This is a genomic window from Azospirillum sp. HJ39 (genome assembly GCF_041507355.1).
In the GTDB taxonomy this organism is placed as follows: domain Bacteria; phylum Pseudomonadota; class Alphaproteobacteria; order Azospirillales; family Azospirillaceae; genus Azospirillum; species Azospirillum thiophilum.
In genome coordinates, this window is record NZ_CP167913.1 from 454628 (window position 1) to 470118 (window position 15491).

The following is a 15491-nucleotide window of genomic DNA, read 5'->3' on the forward strand; positions in this document are numbered from 1 at the left end:
ACATAAATGTGCGAGACCCTTCCGGGGTAACCTTAATCTGGTTGTCGCTCGGTGTGCGGTCCGACGCACCCAGAATCGGGGCGGTGGCGCAGTTTCCACGAGCTTGATCAGGCCGAGTCACCCCTATCGGATTTTCCAGAAGCCTGCAATTCTCGCGTGCACTGGATGGAGGAGCGCCAGGGTGTCGAACGGGCGCGCGGGGTTCAAGTCTGTTTGGGATCCAAGGAGGCGTGCCGCCAGAGGTCACGCTGGATGGGACTGGCCCAGTTGTCGGTTTCCATGGACGGCTCGATGTGGACGAGCCTCCGCTCGCCGGGGTGGTACGCGAGGAAGGCGAACTCGCAGTCGTGGCCGCCGTTCGGTTGCCCCCACGAGCACTTTCCGGCGGACCAAGTAGCCGGAGAACTCATACCATTCGGCGACGATGGTCTCGATGAAGTTGGACATGGTGGCACCGAACCGCTTGCCAAGCTCTCCTGCCCCGCTGACAGTGAGGAGCAAGGGGCCTGTCCTAGCGTCTACCCGCTAGCGAATAGCACCCCTCATCGCGGGCGATCTGCATTTACGACGACTGCATTCGTTGTTCGCAGGAATGCGGAGATAATAGATATTATTGTTTAAAAACAGTGATTTAGAGCGCAATAGCATCTAAGATAAAATATTTTACCTTAGATGTGTGGCGAGCCTTTTGATTCAGAGCTCCCGGCCCTATCGCTTCGAGCCCGACGCCTCCGCCTGCATGCGCAGCTGCTCCAACGGCACCTGCGGAGGCCAGGGCTGACTGATTGCCTCCGCCGCCGGGGAACAGGGTGGTGAGCACCTCGTCCAGCAGGCGCACCGGCGTGCTCTCCGGGACGCCCCGGAACGCTTCCCGCATGTTGCGGCGGGCCTTGGCAACGACGTTGGGGCGGCCGTCCGGGGTCTCAATGATGGCTGGGATGCTGCCCCTTCACTTCAAGTAGGCGCGCCCCATCTGCAACCGCCCGCTGGAGAAGGAGGCGTCCACGTTCTTTCCTGCCCCCGTCCTGGTCATGCCGCGGCCCTCCCGCCTCGGGCTCCGCTGGGACGCTCGATCTCGTCGGGGCGCGGCCCGAAGACAGCAAGGGCGTCGGCGGCGACGACGGTCCACCAGGGGTCATTCTCCCGGGCCAGACGCTCGATGTCCCCGGTTCCGAGGCCGACGACCGAGGGCGAGAAGCCGACTGTCTCTCCAGCCGGATGGAGGGCGTCGCGGACCGCGCCGACAGCCTTCTCCAAGCCCTCTTCCATTGCGACCACGGCGACGTCCAGGTCGCTGTCGGGGCGGTCCTCGCCGCGGGCCACGCTGCCGTACAGCCACACGGCGACCACGTCCGGCCCGGCGGCTCGCGCGGCGGTTCTGACGGCGTCAAGGATGGCGTCGAAACGGCGCTCCTCGGCTTCGAACAGAGCGTCCAGGACAGCGCGCAGGGGATGATCGTCCCGAAGGGCGTAGAGACGGGCACGACCGCTTCCCATGGTGGTGATTACGCCGAGCCGCTCGAGCGACGACAATCCGTTCATGACCCCGGCACGCGCCAAGCCGGTACGCGAGACCAAGCCCGGGCCGGACAAGAACCCGCCATGCCGGGACAACTCGCGCAGGAGCCTCACATTCGTGTCGGTCCCCAGGATCAGCGTAAGGGGATAGCGTTGAGCGCTCTGGGTTGCCGATCGGGCCATTGGCATCCTCCACCACGGACCCGGCCAATCTACCCCGGCACGGTTCGGACATCGAAGGGAATGACAGTTATCTGGCGTTATCGTCAGATAACTGGCGGATGCGTGCAAGGCTATCCCGGTCGTAGCCTGCCTGATCGCTCATGGTGCCGTGATCCTCCCCGCCGAGAACGGCGGGGCTTCCGTCGGTTACGCAGCTTTTGGAAGGCCGCTTGGCTGACGTTTCTTTGATTCCTGCCTCATGGCCCGGCCTATGCCGAGGGCTCCGCAGGCTGCCACCGGCGATCCACCGGCGGTGACGACCAGGTCGTCGACGTTGTCGTTGATGGCCAGCTTGCCCCTGGCCAGGATGTTGCGCGCAGCGTTCACGTCCGCGTCGCATGCGAAGCTGCACAGCGGGCATACGAACCGATCCCGAGAGACACGGCCGTGCGGCAGGTGAGCCGTCTCCGGGGCATCCTTGGGGTGCCGTCCGCAGCATGAGCAGGTCTGGCTGGTGTAACGCGGGTCGACCGCCACCAGCTTCCCACCGTGCCGCTTCACCTTGTACTCGAGCATCCGCCGCACGGTTCCCGGCGCGACATCGAGCATCGCCCTGTTCAGTCCGGCCTTGGCGCTGACGTTCACGCCGGGCTGGTCGACGGTCCCCGCAGCGGAGGCCGTCATGTTCCTCACCTTCAGATCCTCGACCACGACCAGCCGATACGACCGGGCGATCGCGGCCGTCGCCTTGTGCAGGCCGTCCTGGCGGCGGCGGCGCAGCCTCGCCTCGAAGCGGGCCAGCGCCTGCCGGGCCTTGGCCCGGTTGCGGGAGCCCTTCTTCTTCCTGACCAGGCTCTTCTGGAGGCGGGCCTTGCGTCGCATCTCCTCCGGCGTGACCCGCGGCAGGTCATGCGCGCCCCCGTCGGACTGGACGATCGGCTGGGCCACGCCCAGGTCCAGGCCGACGGCGGTGCCGATCGGCGCCTGCCGGACACGGCGGCGGAGCGAGACACAGATCGAGGCGTACCAGCAGTCGCCGTCACGGCTGACGGTGACGTTGCGCACCTGCCCCTGGACGGGGCGGTGCGCCCGCATGCGGACCTTCCCAATCTTGGGCAGGTCGACGAAGTCCGGGCCGACCTCGAACTTGTTGCGATCGGGGAAACGGAAGGAGTCCTCGCCTCGGTGCTTGGACTTGAAGCGGGGGTAGCCCGCTTGGCCGGAGAAGAACCTGGCGAACGCCTTGTCCAGATCGCGCAGCGTCTGCTGGAGGCAGTGGCTGGGCGCCTCGGCCAACCACTCCACCTCGCGGCGCAGGTCCTTCAGTTCGGCCGCCTGTGCCTTGAAGGAGATGGACCGCCCGCGGCGTCCGTAGGTCTGGCGCTGTTCCAGCGCCAGGTTCCAGACGACCCGGCAGCAGCCCGCCGTGCGCCGGAAGAACTCTTCCTGCACCGGGGTTGGGTAGAGCCGGAAACGGTGTGCCTCGATGACCCGCATGTCCCGAGCATGCGGTCGGCGCTTGCAAGGGACGCGCTTTGCGCGGTCCGCCTTACTCCGTCCTGAAGGACCGAGTTTGCGGCGGGCAGCATCGGATCAGAGGGGCGCCTTGTCCAAGGCCGGGCTTCCCCATATCCTCTGCAAAGTCGGCTTATGGGATAGGGACATGAGTTCGGGACGAGCATTCGACCGCGACCAGCTGCTGGCGGCCTTCGATCGGATTGGCGAGGCAGCTTTGGCCAATGAAACCGTTCTGGAATTCGCCGTTTACGGCGGGGCCGCCCTGATGCTTGCCAGCCGCTTCCGTTTTGCGACGGAGGACGCCGACATCGGGGAACTCCCGTCGCCTTGGCCGGATTGGCTCACAGGGGTCATCGGCGACATCGCGCGGGAAAACGATTGGTCGTCCGATTGGCTGAACGAGGACGTGCAGTTCCACCTGAGCCAGATCGCCGACCATGCGGTGGATCACATGGAGTTCTCCAGTTTCCCGGCCGGTGGCAGGCCGGGACTGCGCGTGTTCGTGCCGACCGCAGAGTACATGCTGGCCCTGAAGCTCAAGGCGAGCCGGATCAACGATCCTGCCAAGGGGCCGCAGGAGACGCTGGACATCCAGAACCTCATCCGGGCCGCTGGCATTGGCGACGTGGAAGAAGCGGTCGCCGTGCTGGCGAAATTCTTCCCCAAATCGGGGGCGGACGCTGCCAAGCAGCGCTTCCTGCTCCGCCACATCTGGCCCGAGGAGTCATCAGATGACGCGCCCGAGTACCCTGTCCTCGGTCGCTGAGCGCATCCGCTCAGGCACCAAGGCGAGCGTCGCCATCCCGGAGTTCGTGGACGAATTCCTCGCTGCGGGGTCGCGGGAATTGCGCTTGGCCATGATCGCCGTCGATCCGCCGCCGACCGGCAGCGCCAGGATCGATGCCCTGCTCGGGGCTGTTGCCGAGTACCTTGCGAAGCAGCATCGCTTGGCGTGCGTGCCGTCCTGGGTCGGCAACATGGAACGGATCCTGGACGAACCCTGGTTCACGACGGGTGTCGATACACCGGGAATGAGGGAATACCTCGCAGTGTCGTCTCCGGCGGAGTTCAGGCACCACAACATCTTCACCGAGGAGGCGCCGCTGCGCCGGGCGGCCTCGAGGGGCATGTAGCAGCGGGAGGTGGACCAAGAGGACTGCTATCGCGTAGTCGAGCATCCGCCGCACGGTTCCAGACATCGCTCTATCCGTCGTGGATGATGAAGTCGGAAGCATGCGGCCGGATGAGCATCCAGCCTGGGCAAAGAATGGCGAAGCCAAAGATCTTCTCCGCGGCAGGTCAGCCGATCCATGATGGAAAGAGAGACCTTGCCGCTGCGGCCGGGGTGTTGCTGGAGAGGGTGATGCAGACCGAGCCGATCAGTCGAGAAGCGGGCGGGTGTGTCCGACCGGTGCGCAAGCTGGACGGGCTTGCGATGTTCATGGCGACCCTGTTGGAAGCTGAAGAGGCTGGCAACTGGGGCATTGTCTTCAACATTCTCCGCGTCAGCGGCCCCAAGCTGGAAATTCTTTGTAAGGACAAAGGCGATACAGAGAGCCTTTCAGAGATCCAAAGGCTACGTTCCTGTCTAGCCGATGCCAGAGCTTTCGAGCGACTACACGGTATCGGAAGTTTGATGAAGCCGGATCATCCTATGAATATTCGCCTTTCACGATCTGAGGTAATCCTTGATGGTCCGTTCGCCAGTACCATCGAGGATTACCTCAGCCCCGACGAAATCCACTAGAGGCGTGGAAACCTGGAACGATGCGCGCAAGTTGTTCAATGAGTTCATCAGGTTTGAAACAACGATCCAGCAGCGAGCCGTCTGGGCGCTGGACAGCCAGCATGCCTTCCTGGTCGCGGACATCCCAAACCTTCCAGCCATCTGGCATGCCCTCGACATCGACCACGTCGGACACATCATCGCCGTCATAAACGGCGACGTTTCTGAAAGCGATTTCCAAGGCAATGCGGAGGCCCTGCGCCTCTTGCTCGCTCGCGCATGCCCTGCTCACAACTCCTTCGACCACGGCAAAGAAGTAGGGATTCCCTTCATGCACGAAGTTTCCAATGCCGACGCTCATCACTGTCTCCGGTGAAGGGGCGGCGATGGTGCCTGCTTTCACTATGTTCAGCAAGGGGTAATGGCAGGCAACTGCTCCATTATCCAGTGTAAGCGCTTGTTCCTTTCCCGTGGGGAAGGAACCCTTGGCAACCCCTGCACGATCGTTGTCATGCCATATCAAGCCGCCATCCCGCTCCCGTCAAGGCCGCGTCTGAGGGCCAACGGGCAGGATATGCGGTGCTCAATCGCGGCTTGCCCCGCCCTCTTGGCGAACCCGAATCTCCTCAGCAGAGATGTATCTGCTCCCGAGGAATACGGGGGGCGTGTCGAGGCGCTTTCTTCCCGCTCGACAGGCGGCCTCAAGCAAGACCATGCGCCGTCCGCCAAGCGGCTAGCTCCTCTCTGCGAGTTGCCTCCCCGCGATAGGCAAGCGCCTTCTCGACCCAGGTCTCGGTGGGGTGGTCCCAATTGAGGAGGCTGAAAGGTCCATTCAGTTCCTCGTAGGCGACGGCTTCCGCAAGCCATTGCCTCATTTCGCCCATCTCGGCGACCTGCTCAGCGGTGCCGTCCCTTTCGACGAGTTCCCCAAAGACTTCCAGCGTCCGCGACAGTGTCCGGCAGTTGCGGGTTTCGTGCCTTGAGTGGCGCAACGAGTTCAACGCCCGTTCGACCGTTTGCGGGACTTCGTGGACGGGCGGAAGGGCAGCCCACTCCTCGTCCGTCATCTCTGCGTTTGGTATGGGCGAAGCGCCTTCTGCCATCATGGTCTCCATTCTGCTGGAACCGGGCAGCTTCTGGCCGCCGTCCTCAAGCATGGATCACGCTGGCCTGCGATCGCCAGACAGACGCTCCCCCGGGAAGCTAGAGTGCCGGATGAATGCGTTCAGAACCGGCTCGCGATTGCTGTCACGAGAGACGGAATCAGGATGACGGCAGGCGTTCCAAGCAGGACCGCAAAGGTGATTGTCGCGCCAGCATGTGCCCACCGACGGCCCAGGAACGGCTTGGCCATGTCGATGTGCCAAAGGTACCAGTCGAGCATCCCGGCGCTCACGCTGAACAACGGTGCCAGCAGCTTGCCGGGCCATGGCATCGCGGCGACCGACTCCTTGCGGCTGGCCGCCAGGGTCCGCAAATGATGACTGTCCGCGATCCGCGTCCCGGTCACCAGCGTTCCGCAGCCACCCGCAAGGAACAGACCGGTTACCGTCGTGATCGCCAAGTGCGTGAACGACTCTCCCTCGTAGGCCAGGAGATACGCCTGCCACGCCCCTGCGGTGAGCATGAACAGGGCGAACAGGACTCCGGAGGCCACCAGCCAGCGTCGGACCAAGCTCGCAAACCAGCGCCAGAGGCCGCCATGCTCCCCGGCGACGAACGCCATTGATCGGGACTTCCATCCCGCGAGCCAAGCTGCCGAGATGGACAGGGAGGCGATGGCCGCGGCCGTCTGGGAACCTTCCCCCTGCTGAGCGAGGAGGCGTGCCATGCCAAAAATCACAGGGAGCATGAGGAGGGCAAACAGGAAGCCCCAGCGGGAATTCAAGTCTTGGAAGCGCGGTGGCCACATCTGAGTTGTCCCCTCAATAACGCCCGATGGTCACGGGAGCCGGGCTTGTCCTCCCTTCCACCGAGTTCAAGGACCGATAGGGCCGTTGCCTTGGTGCTCACCTAATTCGAGGCTTTGTAGATCGGTGCGAGCTTACGACACCGATCTGCGATTGCATCACTTAGCCCAAGCAACACCGGGTTCTCAAGGCCGTTGGCACGACATTCGCGCAGAGTATCCTGCGCCAGATCCGGGGCTTGAGACAGAATGTCTTGGACCGCTGCAATCCAAGGCTCATCTGGCATCCCGCATGACTTGGCTTGCGCTCGCCAGTGACGGGGAAGGATTTCTCCGAGAGAGGCGCGTCCATCCACGGACATTGAAAGCTGGCAGCGATCAAGCCGTTCTGCGTATGGAAGAAAACTGTTGATATCGTAGATGGGTGCCAATCCGTATGCACCGCCGCGACCGAAGACGATCGAGAAGTTCTTGGCGTGCGCGTCCGTTCCCGCGATGACATAGTTCAACGCGACGGCACGCACGAACGCCTGGCAGTCCGCCTCTGGCTTCGCGGATGAGGCGAGGACCTTTGTGATGACGGCATGGATGCCAGGGCCTTGCTCCGACTGATACTTGCGATTTGGCGGGATCTTCAAGGCCTGGCACATGTCCTCCTGATGCACCCGTCTGACGGCTCCGTCTTCGAAGCGCAGGCGATCGTATCGCTCCACCGCAATGGCCCGCTCATCGGCAAAGGTCACGACTTCCGAATTCACCGTCGGTACATCGAGCGCCTTTGCGAGACGCAAGCAGAAGTGCTCGTTCTCGACCTGTCCTTGCAGACCTGGAATGGGCGGCTTCAAGATGTGGGTGGTCGGCACGCGGCCCCAGGGCAACCCCCACCGTCCGTCGGGAGCAAGGTGAAGCGCTGTCTTGGCCTGGGCTCCTGCAAGGCTGAATTGCCCGTTGTCGCCTGCTTGGCGCCCCGTTGCGCCTCGGTTCTCGCGCAGTTCCCTCAGCCGCGAGGCTATTTCCGCCTCGTCCAACCAGGCAATCCCGCCATCGGCAGCGTTTTCGAGGCGTTCCGGGCGAACCAGTTGGATCGCTCCCGCGCAGTCCTCGCCGATTTTGGCGAGCAGTGCGAGGGGATTTCTGGCGGAGACACGCGGCCAGCCATGGCTGGTATCGTCGGCGATGCTCTTCAGGGCCAAGCCGTTCTCGGGCAACAGGTTCCAAAGCCAGTTGGAAACCGTGCCCCCGCCGTAGCGGTTGGCGGTCTTCGGCATGGAAAGGGACAAGGGATAGGTGGACCGATCCGTGCGCCAATCCTCGTCGTAGATGAATGAGACCCGGCCGTCGGATTTGGCCTCCAATGTCCCCATCGTTCGACCGTCGGCAACAACGAACAGCCTCATTTCTTTCTCCCGTAAGCAGCCAGTACGTCGTGGATGTCCGGGATGGCATCGCCGCTGGCCACGGGTTTGTCCTTCGTTTCCTCGGTGACGGAAAGTTCGACATCAAGAACCTTCAGCGCCCTGAGGATGCGCCCGATCTCGGCGGTCGGTTTCCCGCCCTCCGCCTCGATTACCCACTTCCGGCTGGACCCCAGCTTCTCCGCGAGGTCGGCTTGCGACAGCCCGCGGGCCTCGCGGCGGCTCCGGATCAGCTGACCGATTTCGATGGGTGACCTGATCAGCTGCATGCTCGCCCTGCTTTGTAACCCATGGGTTACGTTAAGGTTTGTCACCTATGGGTTACATATCGACATGGCGCCTATAGGTGACATGAGCACATGTACCTTATAGGTGCCTTCTCGGCAAGCGCCCTATCGGTTACATTTCCATCGGAGGAGGCATGTCCGGCGACAGAGAGAAACCGGTGTTCCGCCAGGATCGCGCACGCTCATTTCCGCCTCCGGGACGCTCGCATGACCTCGATTTCCTGAGCCTCGGCGTCGGCAGCCGGTTCCATGACATTGGCAAGCGCCTCATGTCGCCCGCACAGCCAGATGGCCGTCGCATACACCCCCATGCCGACCGTCGGATCGCCGCCCTCCATTCTCTGAAGCGTCGGGACCGACACATCGAGGCGGACCGCCCAGGCCCGCAGGCTTTCCCCACGGCGCTCACGGGCAATCCGCAGCCGCTCCCCCAGCGACTTGAGGGCCAGGGCAGCGTTGGTCGGCAAGGTCTTGGTCGCGGTTGCAGGCTTGCTCATGAACATATAAATGCACAAATCGACCAATTTGTCAATCTATATGTTCACAACGGCGCATTGGCGGGTCTGCGCGTGGGCGTGCCTGAACGACACGGTGCCCCCTCGCCATCAATGGCATTGAAGGCCGCTCTCACCCGCTTTGCACCACCCCCGGCTACATCCGCCACTCCTGGGGAATCGGCCGCCGACGGTCCGGCGCAAGGGCGGCTCCCCAGTTCGCGGCGAACCGGCGCTTGGCTTCGATGATCGCGCTCATGGCGACCGCGCGGAACGGTTCGAGCGCAGCCAGCGCTCCCGGCGTGCGCTGCCAAGCCGCCCTGGCCTCCGCGACATAGCTGGCTGCGGCCTTCGGACCCGTCCTGTCGTGGCCGAGCATGTCGACCTCCTCGCCCCCGTCGAGCAGCAGCGGGAGGGCGAAGGGGCACGCCTCGATCGCCTCGGCGATGACGGCCGTCACCGGCTTGCGCTCGGCGAGTGCCGCCCAGGCGAGCGTCCAGGCCGTCCAGCAATCCACCTCGGCATCATGGCGCTGGCAGCTGCGCTTCTGCGCGTCGGCATCCCTGGCGGCGCCCGGCGCGTTCCCGCGCTGCATGCGCACCATCATGCGGCGGTTGAGGGCGTCCTGAGACATCCTCGGCGGCAGCACCTTCAGGAGATGCCCGAACACGGCCTCGGCCTCCTTCAGCGCCGCCCCGCGCTCCAACGCCCCGCAATCCGCAGCCCGGACCAGAGCCCGGCCCAGGTTCATGTGGGCGCGGATGTAGGGCCGCGCCCCGATGAACTCCCAGAAGAGCTTCGGGTCGTCCGAGGGGTTCCGGGCGCACCACGTGCGATGGGCCTCGGCGTAGACGACCTTGGCGCGCCCGGAAGAACGCCGATGGCTCGCGACCGCGTCGACGGGGTCATCGACGACCAGGCCCAGAACCTCGTGGGCGTCGATGCACTCAGGGTCGATGGCCAGGGCGAGGCGAGCCAGCCTCCACGCATCGGCTGGATCGCGTCCAAGAGCCTCGTGGGCGAGGTCGGCGAACGCGCATGCGGGGCCTTCAGGACCCAGGCTCTCGAACCCCTCCATGATCGCGTCGGCGGCAAGCTCGCGCCGCTCGGCCGCCTCGAGCACGGAGCGCGGCGGGGCGGCCGCCGAGGGCTTCACCGCCACGACGATGCCCATGACCGCATCGTCGCCCAGCGACTGGAGAATCGGAAGCGCATCGACCAGGGCGTCGAATTGCCGCCCTCGGCGCTGCGCGAGGTCGTCGGGCGCCAGTTCCTCATCGGGTGGCACGAGCGCGAAGCCGCCCGCCTTGGACAGGTCATGCCAGTTGCCGTATCCCATCATGCGGGCGGCGGCCTCCTGGCAGTCGGACAACGCAGCTTGCTCTCCGATCTCCTCCAGGGCGCGCTGGAGCTTCTTCGCCACGCGCTTGGCGCGGGCGACATGGGGGGCTTCGATGGGCTTGGGCATGATGCAGATCTCCGGGTTGGGAACGCTGCGTCGCCTGGTGAACCGAACTGCCCGCTCGCCCGGTTCGGTGGCGCGACGCACCCCGACCGGAAACTCGACCTATGCTCTTGATACCCGAACCCGAAGGCTTCGCCAGCGCGGGCGGCGCGGCCCCGGAATGGCCGCTGGCGTGAACGGTATTCGCAGGGCGACCGCATCGTCAAGGGGCGCTCGGGCGCACACATCATGGGATAACCCGTTAGGATGGCACCGGCCGCGAAACTTGCCCAAAGGAACCCGAGATTTGAGTCATCCCACCACGGTCGATCCACCAGCGGCGAATGGGCTGGTGATCAATGGTGACCTGGGAGTATCACTTGCAACGATGGGATGCATGTCATGCCGGACGTGATGCTCTGGATCCGATATGAACCGAAGTGCTTCGGTCTTGCGTCACCGTTGACCGCTTTCCCTCAAAGGAATATAACCCAGAAGGAATGTTGAGCTTGACGTCCAAAGCTGAGAGGGTGGAGGAGTTCCTGAGGAGGTTGGCCGCGGCACCTGCCGCCACGTCAGCAGAGGAAGCCATTGAGTTGCTGGCTTCGACGCTCAACGGTGTGGAGGACGAGTTTACCACTATTCCTTATGTACCGGCGAAGTGGATGACGGACGGGCGGATGTATCCTCCGCAGCCGGACAGCGCGCGGCCGGTTCCCGGACGGCCCGATCTTGTTCGCTACCGGAACCGCGCACACAACACTGTCGTTGGAACCGATGGAAGCATCGAAATATCGGAGGTAGGTGGAAAATGCTTACTCAGCAAACCCGGCGGACAGAAGCCGTAGCAGCTGTAACGACCCCGTCCGACGTCCTCGGTTTCGTGGAGTTGGTACGTGGCACCTACCATGATGTCACGGTGGACTTAGACGCCCCCGGCACCGAGACCGGCGAATGGTGGATAGATGTATCCGCCGACGGCTTCCGAACGACGCTGCTCTGGACCATGGACCATGGCTTCGGCGTGTTCACCTCGGAACCGGGGTACGGCGACCGTCCTGATGAGTGTTACCGAAACCACGAACGACTATTCCGGCGCTTCAGCCAGCTGGTGGAATCCCACACCCGCGACACGGGGATACATCCCCTTCACCTTCGGGATGTCCGGGCTCTGGTCGGCACGCAACAGGCCGTAGTGGCTGATCGCATGCGCGTCAACCAAGCAGCGGTTTCGAAGCTGGAGTCGCGTCGCGACATGAAGCTGAGCACCGTCACATCCTACGTCGAGGCATTGGGGGGCAGGGTCGAGCTTCGCGCCGTCTTCGACGATTTCGCCGTCAACATGGCCCTTCCCGAAGAGGCGGAGAGCGCATGATCAGCATCAACCTCGTCGTTCTCCGGGCCAGCGAACCGGATAGGCTCGCTCGGTTCTATGGATCCCTGGGCATGCGCTTTCACAAGGAGCGGCACGGTAGTGGGCCGGAGCATCATGCCTGCGAAGTCGGTGGATCGGTCTTCGAGATCTACCCGCTCCAGCAGGGTGCCGGTGGAACCCGCGACACCCGTCTTGGGTTCGTTGTGGAATCGCTCAGCGATGCCGTTCAGGCGGCCGTGTCGGCGGATGGGATTCTGCTGAGTCCCCCGAAGATGACCTCATGGGGCAGGAGGGCTGTGGTCCAGGATCCTGAAGGGCATAAGGTCGAACTCACCGAGGCGGCTTGAGAGAAGACGAAAAGGATACGATGGCACAAACCCGTGACTTCAAGGAAACGATCAAGGCGCGTGCCGATCGTGATCCGGAATTCCGCAAGGCACTGGTGGAGGAGGCATGTGAGTGCCTTCTTAACAATGACTTCGAGACGGCCAAGGCCATCGTCCGCGACTACGTGATCCTCCCAGCCGAGAACGGCGGGGCTTCCGTCGGTTACGTGGCTTTTGGAAGGCCGCTTGGCTGACGTTTCTTTGATTCCTGCCTCATGGCCCGGCCTATGCCGAGGGCTCCGCAGGCTGCCACCGGCGATCCACCGGCGGTGACGACCAGGTCGTCGACGTTGTCGTTGATGGCCAGCTTGCCCCTGGCCAGGATGTTGCGTGCCGCGTTCACGTCCGCGTCGCATGCGAAGCTGCACAGCGGGCACACGAACCGATCCTGGGAGACACGGCCGTGCGGCAGGTGAGCCGTCTCCGGGGCATCCTTGGGATGCCGTCCGCAGCATGAGCAGGTCTGGCTGGTGTAGGCCGGGTTGACCGCAACCAGCTTCCCGCCGTGCCGCTTCACCTTGTACTCGAGCATCCGCCGCACGGTTCCCGGCGCGACATCGAGCATCGCCCTGTTCAGCCCGGCCTTGGCGCTGACGTTCCGGCCGGAGTCCTCGACGGTCCCCACGGCGGAGGCCGTCATGTTCCTCACCTTCAGATCCTCGACCACGACCAGCCGGTACGACCGGGCAATCGCGGCCGTCGCCTTGTGCAGGCCGTCCTGGCGGCGGCGCAGCCTCGCCTCGAAGCGGGCCAGCGCCTGCCGGGCCTTGGCCCGGTTGCGGGAGCCCTTCTTCTTCCCGGCCAGGATGGCCGCTTGGCCTTGCGGGACGTCCCTTCCACTGCCTGGCGGCGGCCAGCAAGGAACCTGCCCCTTAAACCTGTTCAACTATAGCCAAATAACCTGTTCAATTTTATGCCGATAATCTGTCCATCCAACAGGTATGCTCGTCCATGTTCGGGCAGCATCTCCGATGTCGCCGACGGTGGCGGCATGACGGAGGACGAGATGGCGGAAGGCATCGACGAAGAAGACGCCTTGAGGACCGGGCGGCCCGTTACCGACCATGATCCAGCCGGGAAAGCGCGAAGCGACCGTTCCGATCCGGAGCGCATGGCAAGAAAGCTGGCTTCGAAGGCGGAAAGGGCGAGGGCTGCGCTTAGGAGCGCCCCGACACCGATTGCGCCGAAGGCCGCGATGCAGCTGGCCAGAAACCTGAAGCCGTTGATCGGGGCGTTGAAGAAAGCGCGGCCGCGCCATCTCAAGCCGCTCCAGGACCTCACCAGAAGGGCCGGGGTGAGCGCGGACGGGGATGAGAAGCGGCTGAGCCGGTTCCGCCCGCCGAAGGACGGCAATGAGGCGGCGATGAAGCGGCTGGCCCGGGATCCGAAGCAGTATCTGGCACTGGCCGAGACCGCCGCCGAGATGGCTGACCTCGACGTTGACCGAGCTGTCCTGGATCTGGTCGTGAACACGCCTTGGAGCCCGTCCCAAACGGGAGTGCCGTCGTTCGACGAGAACACGACCGGTGGCTACCATCGCCTCCTGGAGCAGTTGCGGGGGGTCGTCGCTGCCATCTCGGCGCGGGCAAAGCTCGACTGGTACCTGGACGAGACCCGGCGGCGGGAAGCATACCGGAGCGGCGGTGGGCCGGAGGACGATGGCTGGTGCCTCGGGCATCCGTCCGCCGACCAGCTGGACAACGCTCCCTCGGTGCCGCTGCTGTTCAACGAGATCGACCGCATGGCCTGTGAGGCCAGGGACGAGAGCGGAGGCTGGCGCGAGGTGGATCTGGTGATGCTGGAGCGCGTCCATTTCGGCATCGCCAAACTGAAGGGTGACCAGGTGCCGACCGGCTACTTCATGCTCGCGCCTTGGTACGGCGTCGTCGAGCGCGGCCGGTCGCTCGACGACGCCAGATGCCTGCTCCGTTACGGCATCCCGTCAGTGCGGGACGACGAGATCATGGACGACTTTCAGACCAGTGAGGGCGGACCATGGGTTCGCGTGACCGTTCGCGTCCCGGCGGGGAAGTCGCTGCCGACAGGCCCCTACGGCCGCTTTCCCGAGGACGACCCCTTCGGCTTCGAGGACGCCGGGTTCGTCGAGAGGCTGTCCCTGAGTGGCATCGAGCGCGCGTTGGGCGGCTCGGTCTTCCATGTCATGGGGGCATGGGGTGATCGGGCCGACCGCCCGGAGCCGGGTTTCACCGAAGCCCCGCCGGGCACGGCCGCCGCGCATGTCGAAGCGGGCCTGGTGTTCGGGTACGCGCATCCACCGGAGAAGGCGTTCACAGTCCGAGGTGCGCTCGAGGACAGCGCCGTCCACCACCTCGCCACCTTCAAGGCGTTCATGGCGCGCCAGATGGAGTTGGCCGACGACCGCGCTCAGCAGGCAATCCAGGATTTCCGCGATGCGCCGGATCGGATGAGGACCGGCTGCTTCGACGACGTCGACATTCCCCTGCAAAGCGAAACCGTGGAGGAGTAACGAATATGCCCGCCATCGACATCGGCCCGCTCGCGTTCCGCTCGAATGCGGCAGCGAAGGATCACTACCGCGCCATCCTGCATGCGTATCCGGTGGGCGCCGTTATCCCGGAACCGCACGCCAGCCAGCTGCTCTGGCTGCTCGACCGACATCCCGAAGCCGCGGATAAGCGTGGGGCTGGCGTTGCCCGGTTCCGTGTCGACAAGCCACCTAAGGGGAAGCACCCCTGCTTCTGGATCGATCGCGTGGACGGGTCGGCCACCGACTTCTCGTTCAGGTGGGCCATCGACGGCAAGGGGCCGAGCAGGCTTATGGAGATGCGGCAGGCGATGAGGGAGGCGATCAACGGGGACGCCATGGCGTTCAGGAGGCGCTTCTTCGAGGAGCACGCCGACACCGATGGCCGGGTGCCGTGCGCGCTCACCGGCGTGCCGGTGTCGCCTTCCGAATGCCATGTCGACCATGCGCCGCCGCACACCTTCGTGGCACTGGCGACGGCCTTCCTGGCCGAGCGCAGGATCTCCCCAGACGGCAGCCACGTGACGGCACCGGCGGACAACCAGTTCGTGCCGAAGCTGGTGGACGCCGCACTGGCAGCGGATTGGCAGGCGTACCACCGCGCCAGGGCGAAGCTGCGCGTCGTCGAGAAGGACGCCCACCTGCGCCAGGGGCGGGTCGGGAGTGAACGGTAACCGGCGGCTACGCGGTTTCCAGGCGCGCGGCGGGTGTGAACGGCGGCATGAAGCGCAACCGGTTCGGCCGGGGAAAT

General features: G+C 64.4%; 18 protein-coding genes. 8 read left to right on the forward strand and 10 right to left on the reverse strand.

Translation table 11 applies throughout. The features are described 5' to 3' along the window. Positions 1-1029: 1029 nt before the first annotated feature. Both ABMY26_RS33460 and ABMY26_RS33465 read right to left on the reverse strand, forming a co-directional pair. The gene (locus tag ABMY26_RS33460) at positions 1030-1701 is read right to left on the reverse strand and encodes a nucleotidyltransferase domain-containing protein (protein WP_372399758.1); all 672 of its coding nucleotides are present in this window, start codon (positions 1699-1701) and stop codon (positions 1030-1032) included. A gap of 186 nt (positions 1702-1887) precedes the next feature. After that, positions 1888-3177, reverse strand: coding sequence for an RNA-guided endonuclease InsQ/TnpB family protein (locus tag ABMY26_RS33465; protein ID WP_372399759.1), 1290 nt, complete (start codon positions 3175-3177; stop codon positions 1888-1890). 166 nt (positions 3178-3343) lie between these two features. Between ABMY26_RS33465 and ABMY26_RS33470 the strand changes: the two genes are divergently transcribed. From ABMY26_RS33470 to ABMY26_RS33480, 3 genes are all read left to right on the forward strand, one after another. Next, positions 3344-3964, forward strand: a complete 621-nt coding sequence (locus ABMY26_RS33470) for a hypothetical protein (protein ID WP_372399760.1) — start codon at positions 3344-3346, stop codon at positions 3962-3964. Further along, the gene (locus ABMY26_RS33475) at positions 3930-4331 is read left to right on the forward strand and encodes a hypothetical protein (protein ID WP_372399761.1); all 402 of its coding nucleotides are present in this window, start codon (positions 3930-3932) and stop codon (positions 4329-4331) included. The genes ABMY26_RS33470 and ABMY26_RS33475 overlap by 35 nt, the downstream gene beginning before the upstream one ends. A gap of 110 nt (positions 4332-4441) precedes the next feature. Continuing rightward, a complete protein-coding gene (locus tag ABMY26_RS33480) occupies positions 4442-4945 on the forward strand; it encodes a hypothetical protein (protein ID WP_372399762.1) in 504 nt (167 codons plus the stop codon). Here the strand turns inward: ABMY26_RS33480 and ABMY26_RS33485 are convergent. The 7 genes from ABMY26_RS33485 to ABMY26_RS33515 form a co-directional block, all read right to left on the reverse strand. Continuing rightward, entirely contained in the window at positions 4923-5285 is a 363-nt protein-coding gene (locus ABMY26_RS33485; protein WP_372399763.1) for a hypothetical protein, read from the reverse strand. The genes ABMY26_RS33480 and ABMY26_RS33485 overlap by 23 nt on opposite strands. 340 nt (positions 5286-5625) lie before the next feature. After that, positions 5626-6081, reverse strand: coding sequence for a hypothetical protein (locus tag ABMY26_RS33490; protein WP_372399764.1), 456 nt, complete (start codon positions 6079-6081; stop codon positions 5626-5628). A 68-nt stretch (positions 6082-6149) separates the two neighbouring features. Then, positions 6150-6650, reverse strand: coding sequence for a hypothetical protein (locus ABMY26_RS33495; protein ID WP_372399765.1), 501 nt, complete (start codon positions 6648-6650; stop codon positions 6150-6152). Between the two features lie 287 nt (positions 6651-6937). Then, positions 6938-8230 carry a type II toxin-antitoxin system HipA family toxin gene (locus ABMY26_RS33500; RefSeq protein ID WP_372399766.1) on the reverse strand — a complete coding sequence of 431 codons (1293 nt, stop codon included), beginning with the start codon at positions 8228-8230 and terminating at the stop codon, positions 6938-6940. Next, entirely contained in the window at positions 8227-8517 is a 291-nt protein-coding gene (locus ABMY26_RS33505) for a helix-turn-helix domain-containing protein (protein ID WP_372399767.1), read from the reverse strand. Before ABMY26_RS33505 ends, ABMY26_RS33500 begins: the two co-directional genes overlap by 4 nt. Positions 8518-8717: 200 nt before the next feature. Next, positions 8718-9032: a helix-turn-helix domain-containing protein gene (locus ABMY26_RS33510; protein ID WP_372399768.1), complete on the reverse strand. Its 315-nt coding sequence runs from the start codon at positions 9030-9032 to the stop codon at positions 8718-8720. 154 nt (positions 9033-9186) lie between these two features. Continuing rightward, positions 9187-10497 (reverse strand): hypothetical protein, encoded by a 1311-nt coding sequence (locus ABMY26_RS33515; RefSeq protein ID WP_372399769.1) that lies wholly within the window; start codon positions 10495-10497, stop codon positions 9187-9189. Between the two features lie 787 nt (positions 10498-11284). Between ABMY26_RS33515 and ABMY26_RS33520 the strand changes: the two genes are divergently transcribed. Genes ABMY26_RS33520 through ABMY26_RS33530 form a run of 3 tightly spaced genes read left to right on the forward strand, consistent with a single transcriptional unit; the run spans position 11285 to position 12428 of the window. Continuing rightward, complete coding sequence (locus tag ABMY26_RS33520; RefSeq protein WP_372399770.1) at positions 11285-11848, forward strand: helix-turn-helix domain-containing protein; 564 nt, start codon at positions 11285-11287, stop codon at positions 11846-11848. After that, positions 11845-12195 (forward strand): VOC family protein, encoded by a 351-nt coding sequence (locus ABMY26_RS33525; protein WP_372399771.1) that lies wholly within the window; start codon positions 11845-11847, stop codon positions 12193-12195. Before ABMY26_RS33520 ends, ABMY26_RS33525 begins: the two co-directional genes overlap by 4 nt. A 20-nt stretch (positions 12196-12215) precedes the next feature. Beyond that, positions 12216-12428 carry a hypothetical protein gene (locus tag ABMY26_RS33530; protein ID WP_372399772.1) on the forward strand — a complete coding sequence of 71 codons (213 nt, stop codon included), beginning with the start codon at positions 12216-12218 and terminating at the stop codon, positions 12426-12428. Here ABMY26_RS33530 and ABMY26_RS33535 read toward each other — a convergent pair. Next, complete coding sequence (locus ABMY26_RS33535; RefSeq protein WP_372399773.1) at positions 12398-13120, reverse strand: RNA-guided endonuclease InsQ/TnpB family protein; 723 nt, start codon at positions 13118-13120, stop codon at positions 12398-12400. The two genes, ABMY26_RS33530 and ABMY26_RS33535, sit on opposite strands and share 31 nt — an antisense overlap. 105 nt (positions 13121-13225) lie before the next feature. Between ABMY26_RS33535 and ABMY26_RS33540 the strand changes: the two genes are divergently transcribed. Both ABMY26_RS33540 and ABMY26_RS33545 read left to right on the forward strand, forming a co-directional pair. Then, the gene (locus ABMY26_RS33540) at positions 13226-14722 is read left to right on the forward strand and encodes a hypothetical protein (RefSeq protein ID WP_372399774.1); all 1497 of its coding nucleotides are present in this window, start codon (positions 13226-13228) and stop codon (positions 14720-14722) included. A gap of 5 nt (positions 14723-14727) precedes the next feature. Further along, complete coding sequence (locus tag ABMY26_RS33545; RefSeq protein ID WP_372399775.1) at positions 14728-15414, forward strand: DCL family protein; 687 nt, start codon at positions 14728-14730, stop codon at positions 15412-15414. The last annotated feature ends 77 nt before the right edge of the window (positions 15415-15491 follow it).